General features: G+C 60.9%; 30 protein-coding genes. 19 read left to right on the top strand and 11 right to left on the bottom strand.

All coding sequences use genetic code 11. From position 1 onward, the window contains the following. Positions 1–49: 49 nt before the first annotated feature. The 8 genes from BW39_RS31185 to BW39_RS19200 all read right to left on the bottom strand — a co-directional run bounded on the left by BW39_RS31185 (position 50) and on the right by BW39_RS19200 (position 4,541). Positions 50–292, bottom strand: coding sequence for a hypothetical protein (locus BW39_RS31185; RefSeq protein ID WP_152547275.1), 243 nt, complete (start codon positions 290–292; stop codon positions 50–52). Next, entirely contained in the window at positions 285–578 is a 294-nt protein-coding gene (locus BW39_RS19220) for a hypothetical protein (protein ID WP_043823711.1), read from the bottom strand. Before BW39_RS19220 ends, BW39_RS31185 begins: the two co-directional genes overlap by 8 nt. Continuing rightward, the gene (locus BW39_RS29875) at positions 575–1,207 is read right to left on the bottom strand and encodes a hypothetical protein (RefSeq protein ID WP_052155389.1); all 633 of its coding nucleotides are present in this window, start codon (positions 1,205–1,207) and stop codon (positions 575–577) included. The genes BW39_RS19220 and BW39_RS29875 overlap by 4 nt, the downstream gene beginning before the upstream one ends. A 283-nt stretch (positions 1,208–1,490) precedes the next feature. Continuing rightward, positions 1,491–1,694, bottom strand: a complete 204-nt coding sequence (locus BW39_RS31550) for a hypothetical protein (protein ID WP_161787003.1) — start codon at positions 1,692–1,694, stop codon at positions 1,491–1,493. A gap of 45 nt (positions 1,695–1,739) precedes the next feature. Next, positions 1,740–2,033 carry a DUF7736 domain-containing protein gene (locus BW39_RS19210; protein ID WP_043823710.1) on the bottom strand — a complete coding sequence of 98 codons (294 nt, stop codon included), beginning with the start codon at positions 2,031–2,033 and terminating at the stop codon, positions 1,740–1,742. A gap of 82 nt (positions 2,034–2,115) precedes the next feature. Then, on the bottom strand, positions 2,116–2,406 hold the full coding sequence (locus tag BW39_RS19205; RefSeq protein ID WP_043823709.1) for a hypothetical protein: 291 nt from the start codon (positions 2,404–2,406) through the stop codon (positions 2,116–2,118). 652 nt (positions 2,407–3,058) lie between these two features. Beyond that, positions 3,059–3,868, bottom strand: a complete 810-nt coding sequence (locus BW39_RS31180) for a hypothetical protein (protein WP_152547274.1) — start codon at positions 3,866–3,868, stop codon at positions 3,059–3,061. 22 nt (positions 3,869–3,890) lie between these two features. Then, a complete protein-coding gene (locus BW39_RS19200; protein WP_235264242.1) occupies positions 3,891–4,541 on the bottom strand; it encodes a LexA family protein in 651 nt (216 codons plus the stop codon). A gap of 82 nt (positions 4,542–4,623) precedes the next feature. Between BW39_RS19200 and BW39_RS19195 the strand changes: the two genes are divergently transcribed. Further along, entirely contained in the window at positions 4,624–4,887 is a 264-nt protein-coding gene (locus tag BW39_RS19195) for a transcriptional regulator (protein WP_052155388.1), read from the top strand. Positions 4,888–4,895: 8 nt separating this feature from the next. Here the strand turns inward: BW39_RS19195 and BW39_RS31175 are convergent, their stop codons facing one another. Next, on the bottom strand, positions 4,896–5,333 hold the full coding sequence (locus BW39_RS31175) for a hypothetical protein (RefSeq protein ID WP_152547273.1): 438 nt from the start codon (positions 5,331–5,333) through the stop codon (positions 4,896–4,898). 62 nt (positions 5,334–5,395) lie between these two features. Here BW39_RS31175 and BW39_RS19190 point away from each other — a divergent pair, with 62 nt between their 5' ends. The 11 genes from BW39_RS19190 to BW39_RS29870 all read left to right on the top strand — a co-directional run bounded on the left by BW39_RS19190 (position 5,396) and on the right by BW39_RS29870 (position 10,871). After that, positions 5,396–5,854 carry a phage regulatory CII family protein gene (locus tag BW39_RS19190; RefSeq protein ID WP_043823708.1) on the top strand — a complete coding sequence of 153 codons (459 nt, stop codon included), beginning with the start codon at positions 5,396–5,398 and terminating at the stop codon, positions 5,852–5,854. A gap of 5 nt (positions 5,855–5,859) precedes the next feature. Next, complete coding sequence (locus BW39_RS31545) at positions 5,860–6,024, top strand: hypothetical protein (RefSeq protein WP_161787002.1); 165 nt, start codon at positions 5,860–5,862, stop codon at positions 6,022–6,024. Positions 6,025–6,194: 170 nt separating this feature from the next. Further along, positions 6,195–7,085, top strand: a complete 891-nt coding sequence (locus tag BW39_RS30505; RefSeq protein ID WP_081816254.1) for a YdaU family protein — start codon at positions 6,195–6,197, stop codon at positions 7,083–7,085. Continuing rightward, on the top strand, positions 7,078–8,442 hold the full coding sequence (locus BW39_RS19180; RefSeq protein WP_043823706.1) for a replicative DNA helicase: 1,365 nt from the start codon (positions 7,078–7,080) through the stop codon (positions 8,440–8,442). Before BW39_RS30505 ends, BW39_RS19180 begins: the two co-directional genes overlap by 8 nt. An 8-nt stretch (positions 8,443–8,450) precedes the next feature. After that, positions 8,451–8,699 (top strand): hypothetical protein, encoded by a 249-nt coding sequence (locus BW39_RS19175; RefSeq protein WP_043823705.1) that lies wholly within the window; start codon positions 8,451–8,453, stop codon positions 8,697–8,699. Beyond that, positions 8,696–8,899 carry a hypothetical protein gene (locus BW39_RS19170; RefSeq protein WP_043823704.1) on the top strand — a complete coding sequence of 68 codons (204 nt, stop codon included), beginning with the start codon at positions 8,696–8,698 and terminating at the stop codon, positions 8,897–8,899. Before BW39_RS19175 ends, BW39_RS19170 begins: the two co-directional genes overlap by 4 nt. Further along, positions 8,896–9,303, top strand: coding sequence for a hypothetical protein (locus BW39_RS19165; protein ID WP_043823703.1), 408 nt, complete (start codon positions 8,896–8,898; stop codon positions 9,301–9,303). Before BW39_RS19170 ends, BW39_RS19165 begins: the two co-directional genes overlap by 4 nt. 185 nt (positions 9,304–9,488) lie before the next feature. Next, on the top strand, positions 9,489–9,698 hold the full coding sequence (locus tag BW39_RS32030; protein WP_235264241.1) for a hypothetical protein: 210 nt from the start codon (positions 9,489–9,491) through the stop codon (positions 9,696–9,698). Further along, positions 9,695–9,958: a DUF3310 domain-containing protein gene (locus BW39_RS19155; protein WP_043823701.1), complete on the top strand. Its 264-nt coding sequence runs from the start codon at positions 9,695–9,697 to the stop codon at positions 9,956–9,958. The genes BW39_RS32030 and BW39_RS19155 overlap by 4 nt, the downstream gene beginning before the upstream one ends. Beyond that, the gene (locus BW39_RS19150) at positions 9,955–10,368 is read left to right on the top strand and encodes a recombination protein NinB (RefSeq protein ID WP_052155386.1); all 414 of its coding nucleotides are present in this window, start codon (positions 9,955–9,957) and stop codon (positions 10,366–10,368) included. Before BW39_RS19155 ends, BW39_RS19150 begins: the two co-directional genes overlap by 4 nt. Beyond that, complete coding sequence (locus BW39_RS29870) at positions 10,368–10,871, top strand: HAD domain-containing protein (RefSeq protein ID WP_052155385.1); 504 nt, start codon at positions 10,368–10,370, stop codon at positions 10,869–10,871. The genes BW39_RS19150 and BW39_RS29870 overlap by 1 nt, the downstream gene beginning before the upstream one ends. 152 nt (positions 10,872–11,023) lie before the next feature. Here BW39_RS29870 and BW39_RS19140 read toward each other — a convergent pair whose 3' ends face one another. Both BW39_RS19140 and BW39_RS19135 read right to left on the bottom strand, forming a co-directional pair. Next, positions 11,024–11,263 (bottom strand): hypothetical protein, encoded by a 240-nt coding sequence (locus BW39_RS19140; RefSeq protein WP_043823700.1) that lies wholly within the window; start codon positions 11,261–11,263, stop codon positions 11,024–11,026. A gap of 3 nt (positions 11,264–11,266) precedes the next feature. Next, positions 11,267–11,584 (bottom strand): hypothetical protein, encoded by a 318-nt coding sequence (locus BW39_RS19135; RefSeq protein ID WP_043823699.1) that lies wholly within the window; start codon positions 11,582–11,584, stop codon positions 11,267–11,269. A 110-nt stretch (positions 11,585–11,694) separates the two neighbouring features. Here BW39_RS19135 and BW39_RS31540 point away from each other — a divergent pair, with 110 nt between their 5' ends. The 7 genes from BW39_RS31540 to BW39_RS19110 all read left to right on the top strand — a co-directional run bounded on the left by BW39_RS31540 (position 11,695) and on the right by BW39_RS19110 (position 14,696). Further along, complete coding sequence (locus tag BW39_RS31540) at positions 11,695–11,832, top strand: hypothetical protein (protein WP_161787001.1); 138 nt, start codon at positions 11,695–11,697, stop codon at positions 11,830–11,832. A 264-nt stretch (positions 11,833–12,096) separates the two neighbouring features. Beyond that, positions 12,097–12,681 (top strand): recombination protein NinG, encoded by a 585-nt coding sequence (locus BW39_RS19130; protein WP_043823698.1) that lies wholly within the window; start codon positions 12,097–12,099, stop codon positions 12,679–12,681. A 16-nt stretch (positions 12,682–12,697) separates the two neighbouring features. After that, on the top strand, positions 12,698–13,345 hold the full coding sequence (locus tag BW39_RS19125; RefSeq protein WP_043823697.1) for a hypothetical protein: 648 nt from the start codon (positions 12,698–12,700) through the stop codon (positions 13,343–13,345). A gap of 469 nt (positions 13,346–13,814) precedes the next feature. Further along, positions 13,815–14,012 (top strand): hypothetical protein, encoded by a 198-nt coding sequence (locus tag BW39_RS19120; protein WP_043823696.1) that lies wholly within the window; start codon positions 13,815–13,817, stop codon positions 14,010–14,012. After that, positions 14,009–14,218 carry a hypothetical protein gene (locus BW39_RS31535; RefSeq protein WP_161787000.1) on the top strand — a complete coding sequence of 70 codons (210 nt, stop codon included), beginning with the start codon at positions 14,009–14,011 and terminating at the stop codon, positions 14,216–14,218. The genes BW39_RS19120 and BW39_RS31535 overlap by 4 nt, the downstream gene beginning before the upstream one ends. Next, a complete protein-coding gene (locus BW39_RS19115) occupies positions 14,215–14,508 on the top strand; it encodes a hypothetical protein (protein ID WP_043823695.1) in 294 nt (97 codons plus the stop codon). The genes BW39_RS31535 and BW39_RS19115 overlap by 4 nt, the downstream gene beginning before the upstream one ends. Further along, on the top strand, positions 14,505–14,696 hold the full coding sequence (locus tag BW39_RS19110) for a hypothetical protein (protein ID WP_043823694.1): 192 nt from the start codon (positions 14,505–14,507) through the stop codon (positions 14,694–14,696). Before BW39_RS19115 ends, BW39_RS19110 begins: the two co-directional genes overlap by 4 nt. Positions 14,697–14,709: the final 13 nt, after the last annotated feature.

Raw genomic sequence — 14,709 nt, 5'->3', positions numbered from 1 at the left:
AAAGCGAAACCCGCCGGGAGGGGCGGGTTCTGGTTGGTGTTGGTTGGGTTCATTGGGGATCCAGCCCCTTCAACGCGGCATCGAGGGCTTCATGCGCCTTGTCGTACTTCTGGACACTTTCTGGGGACAACATGCCATGTCCACCTTCCAAGTCCCACAGGTGCCCATAGAGATTGCTCATCCCTTTAGCCGCTTCACATATAGCCTTGAGCTTTGCGTTCTCTCCCTGCAGCTGCAGGATTAGAGCTTCGGCAATTGCGGGATGCGCGGCGGCCTTTGCTGCGTCAAGCATTGCGGGCCTCCTGCATATCTTGGCGTGCGCACTGTGTGGCGAAGTCGCGCAGCCAGTCGTCAATGGGGCTGCAGATGGCCATGTAGTGACCTGCGCCCGCGATCTTCTTTGCCGTGGCGAACGGCGCCTTGTGCAGCGCCTCTTCCACGAACTCAGGCGCGAACGGCGGGCCGTAGTGCTCAAGGGTGTATGCATCAAGAGCAGCGTCCTCGGCGTCGTACTCGCTCTCGCGCGCGGCCAGAGCATCAGCGTCTCGGCTGGCGAGGCATGGGGGGCGGGCGTTCATGATTCCTCTGCCTCGACAAATGCGCCGTCCTCATCCAGCGCATACCAGACGTCGGGCTTGATTCCGTCCTGGCCGACCATCGCGGCTTTCACGCCAAGCAGGTTGCCGTCGTCGTCACGATGGGCGATCACGATGGCGCCACCGTCGCCAGCCATGGCCTTGCCGCACTGGCCGAGGACGGCGGACACAGCCCCCTCGCCAGTGGTCGCTGCGTTGGCCCGGTAGCCAGTGGTCGCTGCGTTGGCCCGGTAGCCAGTGGTCGCTGCGTTGGCCCAGTTGCCAGTGGTCGCTGCGTTGGCCCAGTTGCCAGTGGTCGCTGCGTTGGCCTTGTCTTCTGTGGACGCGCCAGGAGCACCAGCCGCATGCTGTTCGGCAATCAGCTTTTCGTCCGCGCCGGCAATCTGCGTCACCAGCTTGACCCGCAGTTCCGCGCCGATTTCCGGAAAGAGCTTGCCCATCAGCCAGTCAGCATCACTGCCACGGCCATCACGGACCAGATGCTGGTAGACCGGCACGAACTCAGCTTCGGCGAGCTTGTAGTTCTCCAGGAACCAGCTGTATCCAGACGAGCATGCTTTCCATGCTTTGACTCGGGCCTTGGTGATGAGGGTGCTTTGGGCTTCAGACATGATTTCTCCTGTGTGCGGCCCGCAGGCCAGAAACGAAAAAGGCCCTGCATTGCAGAGCCTGGGTGTAAAGAGCCGCGTGGTGCGCGTCACGTCGCTTGCGATCAATCCGACGCGCGCGGCTGAAAAGAGAGCCGTGTTCGCGCCTCAATCCCAGCATCCGACTTGCTGGGCGGTGGGAAGCGCGCGGCTGGAAAACCATCACAACTGCAACCGGCAGAGCTGCAGCACTATCCCGAGGGACCCAGTTGCAGATGTGATGGCCCTGGGCTTGCCAGGGCGAGGATCAGGCGCTGAAGACCTGATCAGCGTGACGCCTGCATGACTCGATGTCTTCCTCTGCCTCCAGAAGCACTGCAGGTTCCACTCCGGTATCGGTCGCCAGATGAAAACTGGCTTCCTCAAAAGCGATCTGGGCTGCCTCGTCGGCGTCATCGGCCTTGATCAGCAGGGTCATGTGTGCGTACGCTTTGACGCTGAAATACGGCATCTCTCATCTCCTTGGTGTGCCCCGGCTACGAGCCGGGGGAGGGGGTCATTGCCAGCCAGAAGGCAGCGCCTCATAACGCTCCCAGAACTTCTGAATCTGATCCGGCGTCATTGGCAAGGCCTTGACTTGACCTTGGTGCGAAGGTTCATACGCGCCGTCCCAGAGGCGCTCCTCTTTGAACACTTCTTGGAGATGAGGCTTGAGCGCCTTCATTGCGTTGGAAAGCATGTGCGTCATGAAACCGCCCTCTCCCGTGAAGAACTCAATGTCTTGGTAGATGTGAGTCATCTCCGTATGCAGGCGCCCCGTGGTCAGGTTGCGCAGTCTCTGAATGTCCATTGCTGCTCCTGTTGAAAAACCAAAGGCGCCGCGAAGGGCCGTGGCGCCTTTGGTTCTACCCCTGTGCGCCAGGGGCGGGCGGTTAGATGCCGCGCCGCAGTAATGCAGCGGGCTTCGTTCTGGCGATGAACTTGAGTTCCGCATCAAGCTGCTTTCGGGTCATCTTGTGCTTCGTCATTAGCTCCTGAGCGCGCTGGTCAGATAGCTGGGCAACCATGGCCAAAGCCTTGGTCTTTTTTGCGTCGAACTCGGACTTCCGCGCATCGAGTTCGTTGCGTTCCGAGATCGCCTTCTCACGCTTGTAGCGGTCAATCTGGCTGTCGATGTTCCCGCGCTTGGACAGCGGAACATTCAGTACTCCGTGATCTAGCATTGCTACTCCTTAGAAAAAACGAAGCGCACTCGGCGAATGCGCTTTGGTCTTTCCCCTGATGTCGTTCAGGGTGGACGGCTGGCATCTCCCGGTTTCCCGGCTCCAGCACGCGTTTTTGATCTAGCCCCAGCTGGGCCCGGCTCGCGAGTGTTGGTTCTCGCGCCACCTGTCTTTTGCTTCTGCCGACAGATCACAGGGGCAGGGCCTTGCGGCCTGTTCATCCTTCCTTGAGAGCTACAGAGAGATGCGGGCAGGGCTCGATACCTGCTCGTTCTGTTTTTGGGCCTGTAAAGGTTCCCCAGAGGTATTTCGACCAGCAAAAGCTGAAGCCCGAACGTCAGTCCCTCATCAGACGTGTCCATTCACGCCGCCGCATCTCTCTGTAGCCCTCTGTTGTTAAAGACCAGTCAGCGCCCGGCCGATCCCGTGACACCCGCCGCCGCAACACGCACGCCCCTTGAGGCTCGACCTGCCCTCTGCTTCCTGTCGGGCTTCCCGGCTCCGTATCGCTTGCCGAGGTCGTTTCGCGTTTGTTGCTGCGTCTGGGATGTAGTTTATAACCAGGGTTATCAGTGTGTCAATAACCGTGGTTATTCGTGGGCGCAAAAAAAAGCCCACCTGTTGCGTGGGCCTGACTTGTGGCGGTTGGCGGCTACCGTAGCTGCCTGCAGTTGCCGAATTCGCATCGGAACATCAGGGTGTCTCCGCTGGAACATGCGACAGAGTAGTTCTCGTAACCGGGTCCTGAGGAACTCAGGTTCGCGACGGGTGTGGCACTACAGGACTGCCTGTTGACGAGACCCTCCACAGCGCTCGAATAGCGCCCAACCTTGGGCTTGCCTTGGGTTGCCAGCGCAGGCGCTGTCGGCAAAGAAGGCTGGCTGCTTGTTGGTACGCGTTCAGAGGTTGGCGCATCTCGCCGAGGAAGTTGCACGCTCATGGCTTGGTCGATTGCAGCCCTGTACTCAGGGCTGATTGAAGCAATGATGTCGTTTCCAGACTGCGCGTTGAAGCGGACTTGCAGGACCCCGTCTCTTGCGGAAACCCATTTCTCCTGGCTGATGATGGCACCCACCGTCTCATAGTAGGTACATCCAGTCCTTGAGCAAGATGGCTCAGAAGATATCCTGTCAGCTGGGACGATATCTCCGCCGGAGAAGCTTGCGGTACGGTAGAAGCGCCAGCCAAAGATGTTGGACGTGTTGAGGTACAGCTGCCTTCTGACGTCTCCAGTCTTCTTGTCCTGAAAGGCGCGGATGCGCCAGGAGAAGTGATCTTTGAATAGGCCTACGCCAGAGGTCTCTGAGACGTAAGGACCGAGATATGTCCTGGAGCTGTCAAACTCGGAGTCTTGAACTTTGATCGCCGCCGCAACCTCGGCGCTCGTCTTGGGGCTTGGCGCAGCACATGCTGCCAAAACAAGCGCGGCCAGCACCGCGCCGGCTCTCGTGATCAGATTCATCCCCACTCCTAATTAATGGTCGCTACTCTGGCACCCACTTCCCGATGACAACACCGCAGATCGTTGCCTCTCCGTCAATCTCAATGATCTTCGGTTTCCAATCTGGGTTCAAGGCCCTCAAGAACTTTCGACCATCTTCTTCGAGGTACTGCTTGAATGTCGCTTGGCGCTGATCCTCAAGCCGAACGACAACCCTATCGCCTGGCTGAGCACTTCGCCCAGGGTCAACAAAGATAATGTCCCCAGGCTCATAGGTTGGCCGCATGCCAGGATTGCTCATGCTCTGGCCTTCCACATGGAGGCAGAAAGTGCTGGGGCCGTGGCGAACTGGGCATGGCAGCCAGTCTTCAGCATCGCCTGGCTGGAAGTTATCCAAGATCTCCGACCAGTTCCCGGCCTGAACTGATGAAATCAGAGGCACAAGATCCTGGCGCCTTAGGTCTGGATGGACTTTGCCTGACTGTCCCTGATGGGTTGGTTTAACACCTTCAAGCTCCTCGGCGGTCACACCTAGCGCTCTAGCAATCTTGCCCGTGTGCTTTGTAGCGCCGCCCTTCTCAATTTTGGCTATCGAAACCTGAGAGATGCCTGCGGCTTCGCCAAGCTGGGCTTGAGACCAGCCACGCATCTCCCTGAGCGCGCGAACGCGCTCTGCAAAAGTACTCACTGACATTCTTCAATCCTATAACCACGGTTGTTGACGGTCAAAGAACCGGGGTTATTGACTTTCATAACCTGGGTTATAAAATGGGTCTATGCATGACAAGAACCCATCTGCTGCAGCCCTCCGTGAGGCCATCTCCATCGCTGGATCGCAGTCAGCGTTTGGGCGTCTCATGGGCCACTCTCAGGCCCTTGTCCACAAGTGGCTGAACAGCCCCAACCCCCTCGGCGAAAAGCACTGCGTGAAGGTCGAGAAGCTCCTGGGCATCTCGCGAACCAAGCTGCGACCGGATGACTGGGAAGAAATCTGGCCTGAGCTAAAGCGCCGGAAGGCCAAGGAGAGCAGCCATGCGTAGTCCTGGTGCTATCGCCAGAGCAGCGCTGCTGTCAGTGCGACGACTGATCCGAGGAAGCATCCGGTCTGCACGCGGAAATACCAGGCAAGTCGTCTTTGCGGCAAGCGACGAAAAAGCCTGGGCTCGTCCCATCGAGTTCCTTGAGCTTCCTCCTGAATTTCTAGTTGCTTTAGGAACTCCGCGTCATCTAGCAGGCGCATCGCCTCAAGCCACTGCACAGCAAGTCCACTCAGCAGGCTCACTGCAAGCAACGCCCAGCCTGCCTGAAACGCAGTTTCAGCGAGATCTGGCCACGCAACACCTGGTTGTCTCTGGCTGGCAAGGCCAGCCATCAAAGCAAGCATGCCGGCCGAAGTCGTCAGCAGAAGCCGAGCGAAGTGACGGAACTCAGCAGCGTGCTCGCTCATGAACTGCTTTTGAAGTTCTTGTGTTGTTTTTGGTTGCATCTAGCGAGTTTCCTATCCCCAAGCCCTAAGGGCAACGTCCAACTAGACCGGAGAACAGACAAATGATGTGGATCGATGCATTGCGCACAGCAGTCAACCAGTACCCCGGAGGCCGTCCCGCCGTGGCGCTGAGGCTGTGCAAGTCCGACGAGGTGCTGCGCAAGGAACTGGCCAACACCTCCAGCACGCACAAGCTTGGCCTGAGCGACACCCAGCAGATCGTGGAGATGCTGAGCGAGCAGGGCATTGACTGCTCGGGCTTCAAGAGCGCCGTGGATGCTGCGTGCGTCTCGCCGACCACGGTCGCATCTGCTTGCCTGCACATGCTGGCTGCTGACAGCTCCAAGGAAATGGCTGATGTGGTTTCTGAGGTCGCCATGTCCCTTTCCGATCAGCACATGTCGGACAACGACCGCCGCCGCGTGGACCGCGAAATCCAGCAGGCCATCGAGAAGCTGACTTCCCTTCGTGCCGCTGTCAACGCGCGCCACGCCAAGGACAACGAAGGCCGCGCGGAGTGATCGCCATGAAGCCCACCGCATTCCACATCCCCAATCGCTCCGTGATGGCCGGCACAAGGCATCAGCGCCCGGTCAATCACACAGCTGGTCAATACATCCGCGTCGTCGGCCAGGCAGTCAGCCGCGCCGAGAGCGACCGCCGCCACGCAATGCGCAAGGCATCGATATGAGGAGGGCAAACAAAAAAGCCTGCGGCTGTTAGGCGGCAGGCGATCTTTGTGTCTGGTCTCGGTTGCACCCGGGATTCAGACGGTTCACGAAAAGACATGCGCATTTTATGGCCCACACGGCCAGCGCACAAGAGGAATCGAATGCAACGTGATGCAAGCAGGGAGGGGCGATGAACTACTACCCCTTCCATATCGGCGACTACATCGCCCATACAGCGCACCTCGATCCCATCGAGGACTGCGCATATCGCCGTCTGCTCGACGCCTACTACTTGAACGAGGGACCACTCCCGCCTGATGCTGCTGATGTCGCGCGCAAGATCCGCATGAAGGCCAATGCAGCGGACGTTGAGCGAGTGCTGAACGAGTTCTTCACCCTGACGGATGACGGATGGCTGCACGCTCGTTGCAACGACGAGATCTCCAAGATGAAGGAGAAGCAGTCGAAGGCTAAAGCGTCCGCAGAAGCATCGGTGCGCGCTCGTCAAGCGAAGGCTGGAGCGAACGTTTCCGATAAGAAGAGCGGTGAAGAAACGAGCGATGAACGAACGCTCAACGAACGCTCAACGGATGCTGAGCTACCAACACCAACACCAACACCAGATAAAGAAGAAGCTAAAGCTTCTTTGGCAACTTCGTCGCCGGGCAAGTCGATGGACGAGCTGTTCACCGATGAAGGCAAGGCCAAAGCTGCTGGCGTGCCGAGTTGCCCCATCGATGCCCTGCTGGACGCCTATGAGGAACTGCTGCCCACACTGCCAGCGCCGCGCCGCTCGCTGTTCAAGGCGGGCAAGCGTGCCGCGCCGATGCGCCAACGCTGGGCCTGGGTGCTGACGGCGACCCATGAGCGCGGCCCTCGTTCCGGACAGCGCCTGGCCACCAACGCCGCCGAGGGCGTGGAGTGGTTCCGCAAGTACTTTGAGCACGTCGCAAAGTCCGACTTCCTGACCGGCCGTGACGGCAAGTGGACGGGCTGCAACATCGGGTTCCTGATGCAGCTGGAGAAGTTCAGCAAGGTGCTGGAAGGCGCCTACCACCAGGCGGAGGTGTCCCATGCGTGAGCAGCTGGCAACCCCCGTGAGCTACGAGACGGAACGCGCGCTGTTGGGTGGCTTGCTGCTTGACCCGCAGGCGTGGACGGCTCTCCCCGAGCTGGATGACGCGGCTTTCTACGCCCCCATGCACCGCGACGTGTTCCGCGCCATCAAGAACTTGGCGACCACCGGAGCGCCGACCGACCCGATCTCCGTCTTCGAGCAGCTGCGGCGCCAGGATCTGGATATCGAACTGGCGGACGTGACGGACCTCGCCCAGTACACGCCAAGCCCATCGAGCATGCGTCGGTACGTCGAGGAGATCGTGGGCCAGTACCGCCTGCGCCAGTTGATGGATGCCGGCCGCGACATCGTGGACTTGGCCATGACGCCGGGCAACACGGCGGCGGAGCAGATCGACAAGGCCCAGATGATGCTGGCCAAGCTGGCGACGGTGAAAGCCAAGCGCGATCCCCAGTACATCCATGAGTCGCTGGAGAAGTACATCGCGCTGCTGCAAGACCTGTCGGAGGGGAAGAACCCCGCCATCGCCACCGGCATCGGGGGACTGGACAAGCTGCTGAACGGCGGCATGCGCCGCGGCGAAGTGATGGTGATCGGCGCCCGGCCAAAGCACGGCAAGACCGCGCTGGCCCTGGCTATGGCCCGGAACATGGCCCGTGACAACAGCGTGCTGTACCTGAGCCAGGAAATGCCCGTGAACCAGCTGATGCACCGGCACACGGCCGCAGCAGGTTCGTTCGACATCTCCCGGATCCTGGCCGCGAGCGAGACCGACACAGCCATGTGGGATGCCGTTGGTGACGCCGCGCGCCGCCTGGGGAATCTGCGCCTGAGCCATGACGACCAGTGCAGCCTGTCCCTGATGGACATCCGCCGCAAGGCATTGAAGGTGCGCCGCGAGCGTGGCCTGGACGTGCTGTTTGTGGACTTCCTGCAGCTGATGGAGGGCGCAGGCGAGGAGAACCGCAACCGCGAACTGGACGTGATCGTCAACGGCATCAAATCCTTCGCACTGGACTTGGGCATCTGCGTTGTGGTGCTGAGCCAAATGAGCCGCAAGGCCGACGAGCACTACGGCCGACCAACGATGAGCCACTTGCGCGACTCCGGCGCTATCGAGGCAGCAGCTGACCAGATTGCGTTGCTATTCACCGACTGGGCTCATCCGCAGAGCAAGCGCACCGCCGAGTTCGAGGGCTACGCCGAGCTGGAGATTGTTGCCCACCGCAACGGCCCCCAGGGCGTGGTGCCCATGGAGTTCATCGGCAAGTACCAGCAGATGGGCGATTGGCTCAAGCCTCTCCCCGTCCGTCGCCCAGTTGCAGAGCCCACCGGCCGCGCCCGCGCCGCCAACTTCTAGGAGATCCCATGAGCCAAACGAACCATCCCTATGCGCTCCTCTGGAGCCAGAGCCAATGCGCCATGCACATCGAGCCTGTGATGGACATGTTGACCGAGAACCGCCGGGCCTGCGCGGAAAACCGCCGCATGGACTACGTGCCCATCGCTATCGGCACGCGCGAGGAGTGCGATGCAGCCGCGTGCCGGCTGCGGCCCGTCCTCTGCGAGCGCCGCAGCGGCGCGAAGCGCGCGGACATATGCCAGGAGCCCGCATGACCACCTGCATCTCCTGCCAGCACTGGCAGCCCAAGAAAACGGACGCCGGCATGCGCCGGCTCGGCTTCGCGCAGTGCATGAAGCGAGCCAAGGGCCACACGTACAGCGCAACCGCGCCGGCCTGCGAGCAGCACAAGGCAGTAACTCAAGAGCAGGCCACCAAGCGGGCCGAGTGGATCAACAAAGGAGTGGGGCAATGAGCAAGACAGAGACACAGAGCGAAGCGCTGAGGCTGGCGGAGATGCTGGAGAAGGGACCGCGCCGCCAAGGGGATGTGCGGATCGCCGCCGTGCTGCTTGGACTAGACGCAGAGAACAAGGCCCTGCGGGAGAAGCTGGAGGGGGAGCCGGCAGGGGCTGAGGTGTCTGCCTATGCCGTGGGATCTGCACGCATTGAGCGCGTTGCGCAGTCTCGCGGGGGCTTTAAGTGGGCGGTGCGCGAATTCGGAGAGGTACTCAACCTCGAAGGCGAATGGGAATCTGAGCCATCCCCCAGCGCTCGGGATGATGAATTCCTGATGCGCTGCCGCTTCGATACCGCGCAACAGGCAATTGACGCAGCCATCGCAACCCAGGCAGCAGCCAAGAACGGAGGCGCAGCATGAGCACAGAACGCGAAATGACCGAGGCGGCAGCGCGGGCTGTGGGTCTTCGCATCCTCGAAGCGCACGAAGAATGGCCCGACGACTGCACAGGCTGGGTCCATCTCAATGCCACAGGGGCGCTCCAGCCATGGGACCGATCGAAGTGCATGCCTGCGTGGAGCCCTCGGTCCTCCAAGGAGCAATCCATGGACTTGATGGCCGAGCTGCGCATCAGCGTAGAGCACAACGACCCCCACGACCGCCACCCTTGGGTCTGCGCCAGCGTGTGGACGGACGGCGATTCATCGGAGCAGCAGTACCTCGAAGACGTGCCGGACGAGTCGCTGCGCGCGGACCGCATGCGGCTCGCCATCCTGCGCTGTGCTGCTGCTCAGGCGCCGAAGGAGCAAGCATGAGCGCACTGAACACTCAAGCAGGCGGCACCCACTACAAGGACTGCACCATCCAGCCCATCCAGTACATCCACGCCAACGGCCTTGATTTCTTCCAGGGCAACATCGTGAAGTACGCCACCCGGCACAAGGCCAAGAACGGCGCCGAGGACCTGAAGAAGGTCATCCACTACGCCCAGCTGGCACTGGAGCTGCAGTACGGCATCAAGCCTGCTGACGAGCTGGCCGACATGGTGCGGGCGGGGAAGGGGGCTCAGGCATGACTGACCGCCTAGAAATCGAGCTGTTCAGCCGGCAGCAGGCCTGGGTCGCCATCAAGGGCCAGCTGTTCCCGTTCCTCAAGGACGTGCTGCAGGGCTCTGGCCGCTGGGTGCTGACCGTCACGCGCCGCAAGCGCACCAAGGCCCAGAACAAGCGGTACTGGGGGCAGGGCGTGCTGGCCCAGGTGGCGGCGCAGGCAGTCGTCAACGGCAAGCAGTACGACGCCGAGACCTGGCACGAGATGTTCAAGCGCCTGTTCATCGGTGTGGTGGAGCTGCCAAACGGCGAAGTCGTGGGCAAAAGCAGCGCCGACCTGACCACGGCCGAGTTCTCCGAGTTCTGCACCCGGGTGGAGGCCTACGCCGCCTCCGAGCTAGGCGTGACGTTCTATGACCTGTGGGAGGGGAAGTGATGCGGGTTCTGTTTCTCGACATTGACGGCGTGCTCAACAGCACCCGCACATGCGTGGCCCATGGCGGCTATCCACATGAACTGATGCACACCGAGGCATTCGACTGGGTGGCCATCAAGCTGCTGCAGCGCCTGTGCGACTCGTCTGGCATCCAAGTGGTGCTCTCCAGCGCCTGGCGGCTGACCCACGACCACAAGGACGTGGCCAAGGCATTCGACCTGCCGATCATCGATCGCACGCCAAGCATGGCTGGCCCACGCGGCGCAGAAATCCAGCACTGGCTGGACAACCACGTCGAAGTGACCAACTACGCCATTCTGGACGACGACCCGGACATGCTGGACAGCCAGGCTCCGCACTTCGTCAAGACCAGCGGCCACGATGGCATGACCTGGGCCGACTTCTCGCGCCTGTGTCAGATCTTCGGTGAGTCGCCGTTCTCTGGTGAGGTTCGCCAACGCAACTGGCGCGAGGTCAAGTTGGCGTGGGAGGGCGTGCAGTGACCCTTGCCTTGTCTATCAAGCCGCGCACCCATTCCGCGCCGCCTAGGGCCTCGAACTTCTCTCGCTGCGCCTGGGTCAGACGTATCTCCGCGCGCTCGGTCAAGCGCTTCGTGTCGGCAACTGGCGGCCGGCCGCGCCGCGCTGGTGGTTTGTCATTCATCGGTCTTGATCCTGCTCAGATCGGCTTGCGCCCTTGCGTAGTCTATGACCTTTGCAGCGTCCCCAAGCTCTGCATAGGCCTGCGATTGGATGGCATACACATCACCCATGGTCTTGGCACTGAGGCCGACAGTGCAAAGGCCTTGCGCCTTGTCGCCGGCCATGTGTCGGTTTGCTGCGTCATACACGGCCTGGGCACCGTGCTCGCGTATCGCTTCTGTCGTCGTCTTCATAGCTCAGGCTCCCATCATGTTGAGGACGCCAGCGCGGCGGCTGTCGCACTCGGCCTGCGATGCATTGCGGCGGGCGATTCCATCGCGCAATTCGGCGAACAGGGCTTGCACCTTTGCCAGCTCCGCACCTTCGCAGGCCACATCGATAGTGGCGCGCTTTCCGCCGCCAATGTCGGCAGCAAAACGGCTCTTGAAGCCTGCGGCAGTCTGCTCTGCGCCAAAGCTGATATGGCCAGCGGTAGCGGTAATGCTGCAGCACTTGTCATCAATGGCGAGGGTGATCTGCTTGCCGGTCTTGCTGGTGACGGTGATGGAGTTCATTTTGCTTCCTTGGTTGAGGACCGCGCCGCGCTGCCCATGGGTATTAATGTACGGCATAAAATGCAGCCCGTCAACAATTATTTGCCGTACAATAAAGCATGGTGGAAAGAATGAAAACAGCGTACTGCATCTGCACTGCATTCATCATCCTGGCCGCCTGCGTGAGCAAGCAATGGGCATTGGCCGTGTGCACGCTGGCCACCGTCCCTGGCTTCTGGATTCTGTGCATGAAGGAGGGCGAGGAATGAGCCGCAGCGATTTCTGGTATCTAGCTTCAGCCATCGCCGCAGCGCCTCACTTGTCTTCTGGTCTGGCATTGGCTTGGGCCACTGGTGCCTTAGTCACAGCGGCCATCTTCGCCTGGAGGGGAAAGTGATGGCTGCATTTCTGCTCATCTGCTCTCCCGCCATCCTGCTGGTGCTCGCTCTAGGCTGGTGGTTCATCAGCCTCTGGGCTGGCATCCGGGCTAGTCGCCGCCAGGTCGAAGAGTTCCGCAGAAAGTGTAGGCTCTGATGGGATTCCGCCGCACACGCTGCGCCCACTGCCGCGCCAAGCTAACCCCTGAGCGCCCCAGCCAGATCGTCCACGCCGAATGCGCTGAGCCATACGCCATCGCCAAGCGCGAAAAGGAAGAACGGGCCCAGGCCAAGGCAGCGCGCATGGCCGCCCGGGTAGCGAAGGCCGAGATTCGCCGGCGCAAGGAGGCCGTCAAGCCGCGCGCCAAGTGGCTGTCCGAGTGCCAGGACATCATCAACAAGATCGTCCGTCTGCGCGACAAGCACTTGGGCTGCTGCTCATGTGACCGCGGCCCCGAATGGGATGGCCAGTGGCACGCATCGCACCTGCGTTCCGTGGGCGCCGCGTCAGCAGTCCGGTTCCATCTCTGGAACATCCACAAGAGCTGCTCCATCTGCAACAAGCATCTGAGCGGCAACTTGGCTGAGTACCTACCGCGCATCCGCGCCCGCATCGGCGATGAGAAGGTGGACTGGCTCTACACCCAGAACCAGCTCGTCAAGCACGACGTCGAGTACCTCAAGAAATTCAAGCGAGTGATGGGCAAGCGCCTGCGCCGCATCGAAAAACGCTGCAACTGAAGAAAGAGAGCCACGCATGATCGAGAACCAGCACCGCACCATCGCCGAAGCCTATGCCACGGCTGTCTCTTCCTCGGATCTGAAGTGCGACACGCGCGAGGGTGCGCCGCGATCCGACTCCGATGTTCTGGCTGCGGCCGGTTGGTGCGAGTCCCGCATCGGTAGCGCGCTGCTGCGTCTGCACACCGAGTACGACGGCGCAGAGCACCCCAGGCTGATGAAGTGGCAAGACTTCTACCGCGCGCCAGCAGAAAAGGGCGGCGAGAAAGAGGCGAAGGCCAAGAAGTTCGCCGAGGAGCAGTGCAACGAGCACAACATCACACAACAGCTGCTGATGCGCTCTAAGCTCAAGACGCTGCCAGCCGTGGTCCAGCAAGTCGAGGATCAGCTCAAGAAGTGGGGAGAGGAAGACGCCCACGCCACGGCTAACGCAGTCGTCATCTGGTGGCTGCAGCAGGCCTGCAGATCCTGTGATGGCCGCAAGTTCGAGATCGTCCCGGGCACGGCGCGGCTGAGCAACAAGACATGCAAGCCCTGCGGCGGCACAGGCCATGCCCGCATCCCACACGGCGATATCGGCCGGCGGACGGCCAATTTCATTGACGACTGTGTATGCCGCGCACGCCTCTCTATCTCCAAACGCTTGCGTGCAACCCGCCATTGATTTAAACTGCACTCGCCGATTGCACTGCCTGCTAAGGTTGTCGCGCGGCGACTCTCTGCCGAATGCCCGTAGCAACAGCCTGGCGCAAAGCCTGTAGCGACTGCGGTAGATGTCGATGGAGAAACTCGCCCTGAGAAATCAGGGCCATCACGAAGGTTGAATGAACGAATGGCATTCGGGGTGAGGGGCAAATGCCTTGCCTACTCATCTCAGTCAACCCCTGTGATGGCGAAGAGCGAAAGCGTAATGCGGACCACGGCCATGCTTGAGCCGCCGCGAGTAGCCGTCAATGAGTCCGGCCAAAGACAGGGTGCTCCTGGGCATAGCCCAAACCGAAGCCTCGATTGCTCACGCAGTCGGGGCTTTCTCATTTACGCAGGGCCCCCGCCAACCCCCTCCATGCCCGCTGAGTCCTGAGTGGATCGCCTGAGCTTCTGGCGGAACTCGGCCTCATCAAGAAGGAAGCCCAATGAAAGCGCCTGCCCAACGTCGCACCATCACCAAAGCCCAACTGGCCCAGGCCCTGCAGAAGTGGGAGCAGCTTCACCGTTCCGGTGGCTGCCTTGCAGCAGAGGCAGCTGACGTGCTGCCCGTCGAGGAAGTCGCCGCGGCTGGCGCCGATGCGCTGTGGCAGTGGCTGGATGAAGTTGTCGAGGAGGCTGCATGACGCCCAGGCAAGAGATCCAGGAGCACGCTCGAACTGCAGCTCAACTGGTGCACGAGGCACTGAAGACGTTCCATGCCAAAACTGGCATGAAGGCATCGGTGTATGTGGATTGGGGCAGCTCACAGACCATCTCAGAGAAGGAGCCTACATGGCATCTGAGCAAGGTTGTCATTGACATAGATGACGAAGCTGGCGTGTATCCATGACCGGAAACTGGCTTCTCCGCATTCTGGGGATTGAGCAGATCCCCATGCCAGAGGTCGGACAGGTCTACATCTCTGGCAACAACGGCCAGAAGATCAAGATCGCAGAGGTCTACAAGAGCATGTGCGGGCATATCTCCATCAGCGTCTTCTACTGGAGTGATAGCAGGAGCAGCCAACACGGCCCAGCCTGTGGATGGGGTATCGCAGACGCCTTTGCGTTTGGCTTGGACGATTGGCGCCGCAAGGCCCGTGCATATGCGCTGAAACCCGTTGGGATGGATAGGCCATGAAAGACGTCGTCGGCATGATCCTGGCGGCCTTGGTCTGCCTATCGCCAGCAGGCTGCGTGATGCACCGAAACTCCCAGATTGCTCAGGCCATCAAAGATGGCGCGGACCCCATTGCGGCTCGATGCGCTCTGGAAGGCTGGACCAACATGGACAAGGTCTGCATGGATGTGGTCAGGGAGCGCAAGTGAGCTGCGGAAGCTG

The sequence above is a fragment of the Delftia sp. RIT313 genome, from assembly GCF_000632165.1.
Lineage (GTDB): Bacteria > Pseudomonadota > Gammaproteobacteria > Burkholderiales > Burkholderiaceae_C > Comamonas > Comamonas acidovorans.
The sequence above is the reverse complement of the archived record's forward strand: the minus strand, read 5'-3'. Positions and strand labels throughout refer to the sequence as shown.

What these genes read in the sequence shown, in the direction of transcription:
- BW39_RS31185 (WP_152547275.1), bottom strand. Translation starts at nt 292, where the DNA reads ATGCTTGACGCAGCAAAGGCCGCCGCGCATCCCGCAATTGCCGAAGCT.
- BW39_RS19220 (WP_043823711.1), bottom strand. Translation starts at nt 578, where the DNA reads ATGAACGCCCGCCCCCCATGCCTCGCCAGCCGAGACGCTGATGCTCTG.
- BW39_RS29875 (WP_052155389.1), bottom strand. Translation starts at nt 1,207, where the DNA reads ATGTCTGAAGCCCAAAGCACCCTCATCACCAAGGCCCGAGTCAAAGCA.
- BW39_RS31550 (WP_161787003.1), bottom strand. Translation starts at nt 1,694, where the DNA reads ATGCCGTATTTCAGCGTCAAAGCGTACGCACACATGACCCTGCTGATC.
- BW39_RS19210 (WP_043823710.1), bottom strand. Translation starts at nt 2,033, where the DNA reads ATGGACATTCAGAGACTGCGCAACCTGACCACGGGGCGCCTGCATACG.
- BW39_RS19205 (WP_043823709.1), bottom strand. Translation starts at nt 2,406, where the DNA reads ATGCTAGATCACGGAGTACTGAATGTTCCGCTGTCCAAGCGCGGGAAC.
- BW39_RS31180 (WP_152547274.1), bottom strand. Translation starts at nt 3,868, where the DNA reads ATGAATCTGATCACGAGAGCCGGCGCGGTGCTGGCCGCGCTTGTTTTG.
- BW39_RS19200 (WP_235264242.1), bottom strand. Translation starts at nt 4,541, where the DNA reads ATGTCAGTGAGTACTTTTGCAGAGCGCGTTCGCGCGCTCAGGGAGATG.
- BW39_RS19195 (WP_052155388.1), top strand. Translation starts at nt 4,624, where the DNA reads ATGCATGACAAGAACCCATCTGCTGCAGCCCTCCGTGAGGCCATCTCC.
- BW39_RS31175 (WP_152547273.1), bottom strand. Translation starts at nt 5,333, where the DNA reads ATGCAACCAAAAACAACACAAGAACTTCAAAAGCAGTTCATGAGCGAG.
- BW39_RS19190 (WP_043823708.1), top strand. Translation starts at nt 5,396, where the DNA reads ATGATGTGGATCGATGCATTGCGCACAGCAGTCAACCAGTACCCCGGA.
- BW39_RS31545 (WP_161787002.1), top strand. Translation starts at nt 5,860, where the DNA reads ATGAAGCCCACCGCATTCCACATCCCCAATCGCTCCGTGATGGCCGGC.
- BW39_RS30505 (WP_081816254.1), top strand. Translation starts at nt 6,195, where the DNA reads ATGAACTACTACCCCTTCCATATCGGCGACTACATCGCCCATACAGCG.
- BW39_RS19180 (WP_043823706.1), top strand. Translation starts at nt 7,078, where the DNA reads ATGCGTGAGCAGCTGGCAACCCCCGTGAGCTACGAGACGGAACGCGCG.
- BW39_RS19175 (WP_043823705.1), top strand. Translation starts at nt 8,451, where the DNA reads ATGAGCCAAACGAACCATCCCTATGCGCTCCTCTGGAGCCAGAGCCAA.
- BW39_RS19170 (WP_043823704.1), top strand. Translation starts at nt 8,696, where the DNA reads ATGACCACCTGCATCTCCTGCCAGCACTGGCAGCCCAAGAAAACGGAC.
- BW39_RS19165 (WP_043823703.1), top strand. Translation starts at nt 8,896, where the DNA reads ATGAGCAAGACAGAGACACAGAGCGAAGCGCTGAGGCTGGCGGAGATG.
- BW39_RS32030 (WP_235264241.1), top strand. Translation starts at nt 9,489, where the DNA reads ATGGACTTGATGGCCGAGCTGCGCATCAGCGTAGAGCACAACGACCCC.
- BW39_RS19155 (WP_043823701.1), top strand. Translation starts at nt 9,695, where the DNA reads ATGAGCGCACTGAACACTCAAGCAGGCGGCACCCACTACAAGGACTGC.
- BW39_RS19150 (WP_052155386.1), top strand. Translation starts at nt 9,955, where the DNA reads ATGACTGACCGCCTAGAAATCGAGCTGTTCAGCCGGCAGCAGGCCTGG.
- BW39_RS29870 (WP_052155385.1), top strand. Translation starts at nt 10,368, where the DNA reads ATGCGGGTTCTGTTTCTCGACATTGACGGCGTGCTCAACAGCACCCGC.
- BW39_RS19140 (WP_043823700.1), bottom strand. Translation starts at nt 11,263, where the DNA reads ATGAAGACGACGACAGAAGCGATACGCGAGCACGGTGCCCAGGCCGTG.
- BW39_RS19135 (WP_043823699.1), bottom strand. Translation starts at nt 11,584, where the DNA reads ATGAACTCCATCACCGTCACCAGCAAGACCGGCAAGCAGATCACCCTC.
- BW39_RS31540 (WP_161787001.1), top strand. Translation starts at nt 11,695, where the DNA reads ATGAAAACAGCGTACTGCATCTGCACTGCATTCATCATCCTGGCCGCC.
- BW39_RS19130 (WP_043823698.1), top strand. Translation starts at nt 12,097, where the DNA reads ATGGGATTCCGCCGCACACGCTGCGCCCACTGCCGCGCCAAGCTAACC.
- BW39_RS19125 (WP_043823697.1), top strand. Translation starts at nt 12,698, where the DNA reads ATGATCGAGAACCAGCACCGCACCATCGCCGAAGCCTATGCCACGGCT.
- BW39_RS19120 (WP_043823696.1), top strand. Translation starts at nt 13,815, where the DNA reads ATGAAAGCGCCTGCCCAACGTCGCACCATCACCAAAGCCCAACTGGCC.
- BW39_RS31535 (WP_161787000.1), top strand. Translation starts at nt 14,009, where the DNA reads ATGACGCCCAGGCAAGAGATCCAGGAGCACGCTCGAACTGCAGCTCAA.
- BW39_RS19115 (WP_043823695.1), top strand. Translation starts at nt 14,215, where the DNA reads ATGACCGGAAACTGGCTTCTCCGCATTCTGGGGATTGAGCAGATCCCC.
- BW39_RS19110 (WP_043823694.1), top strand. Translation starts at nt 14,505, where the DNA reads ATGAAAGACGTCGTCGGCATGATCCTGGCGGCCTTGGTCTGCCTATCG.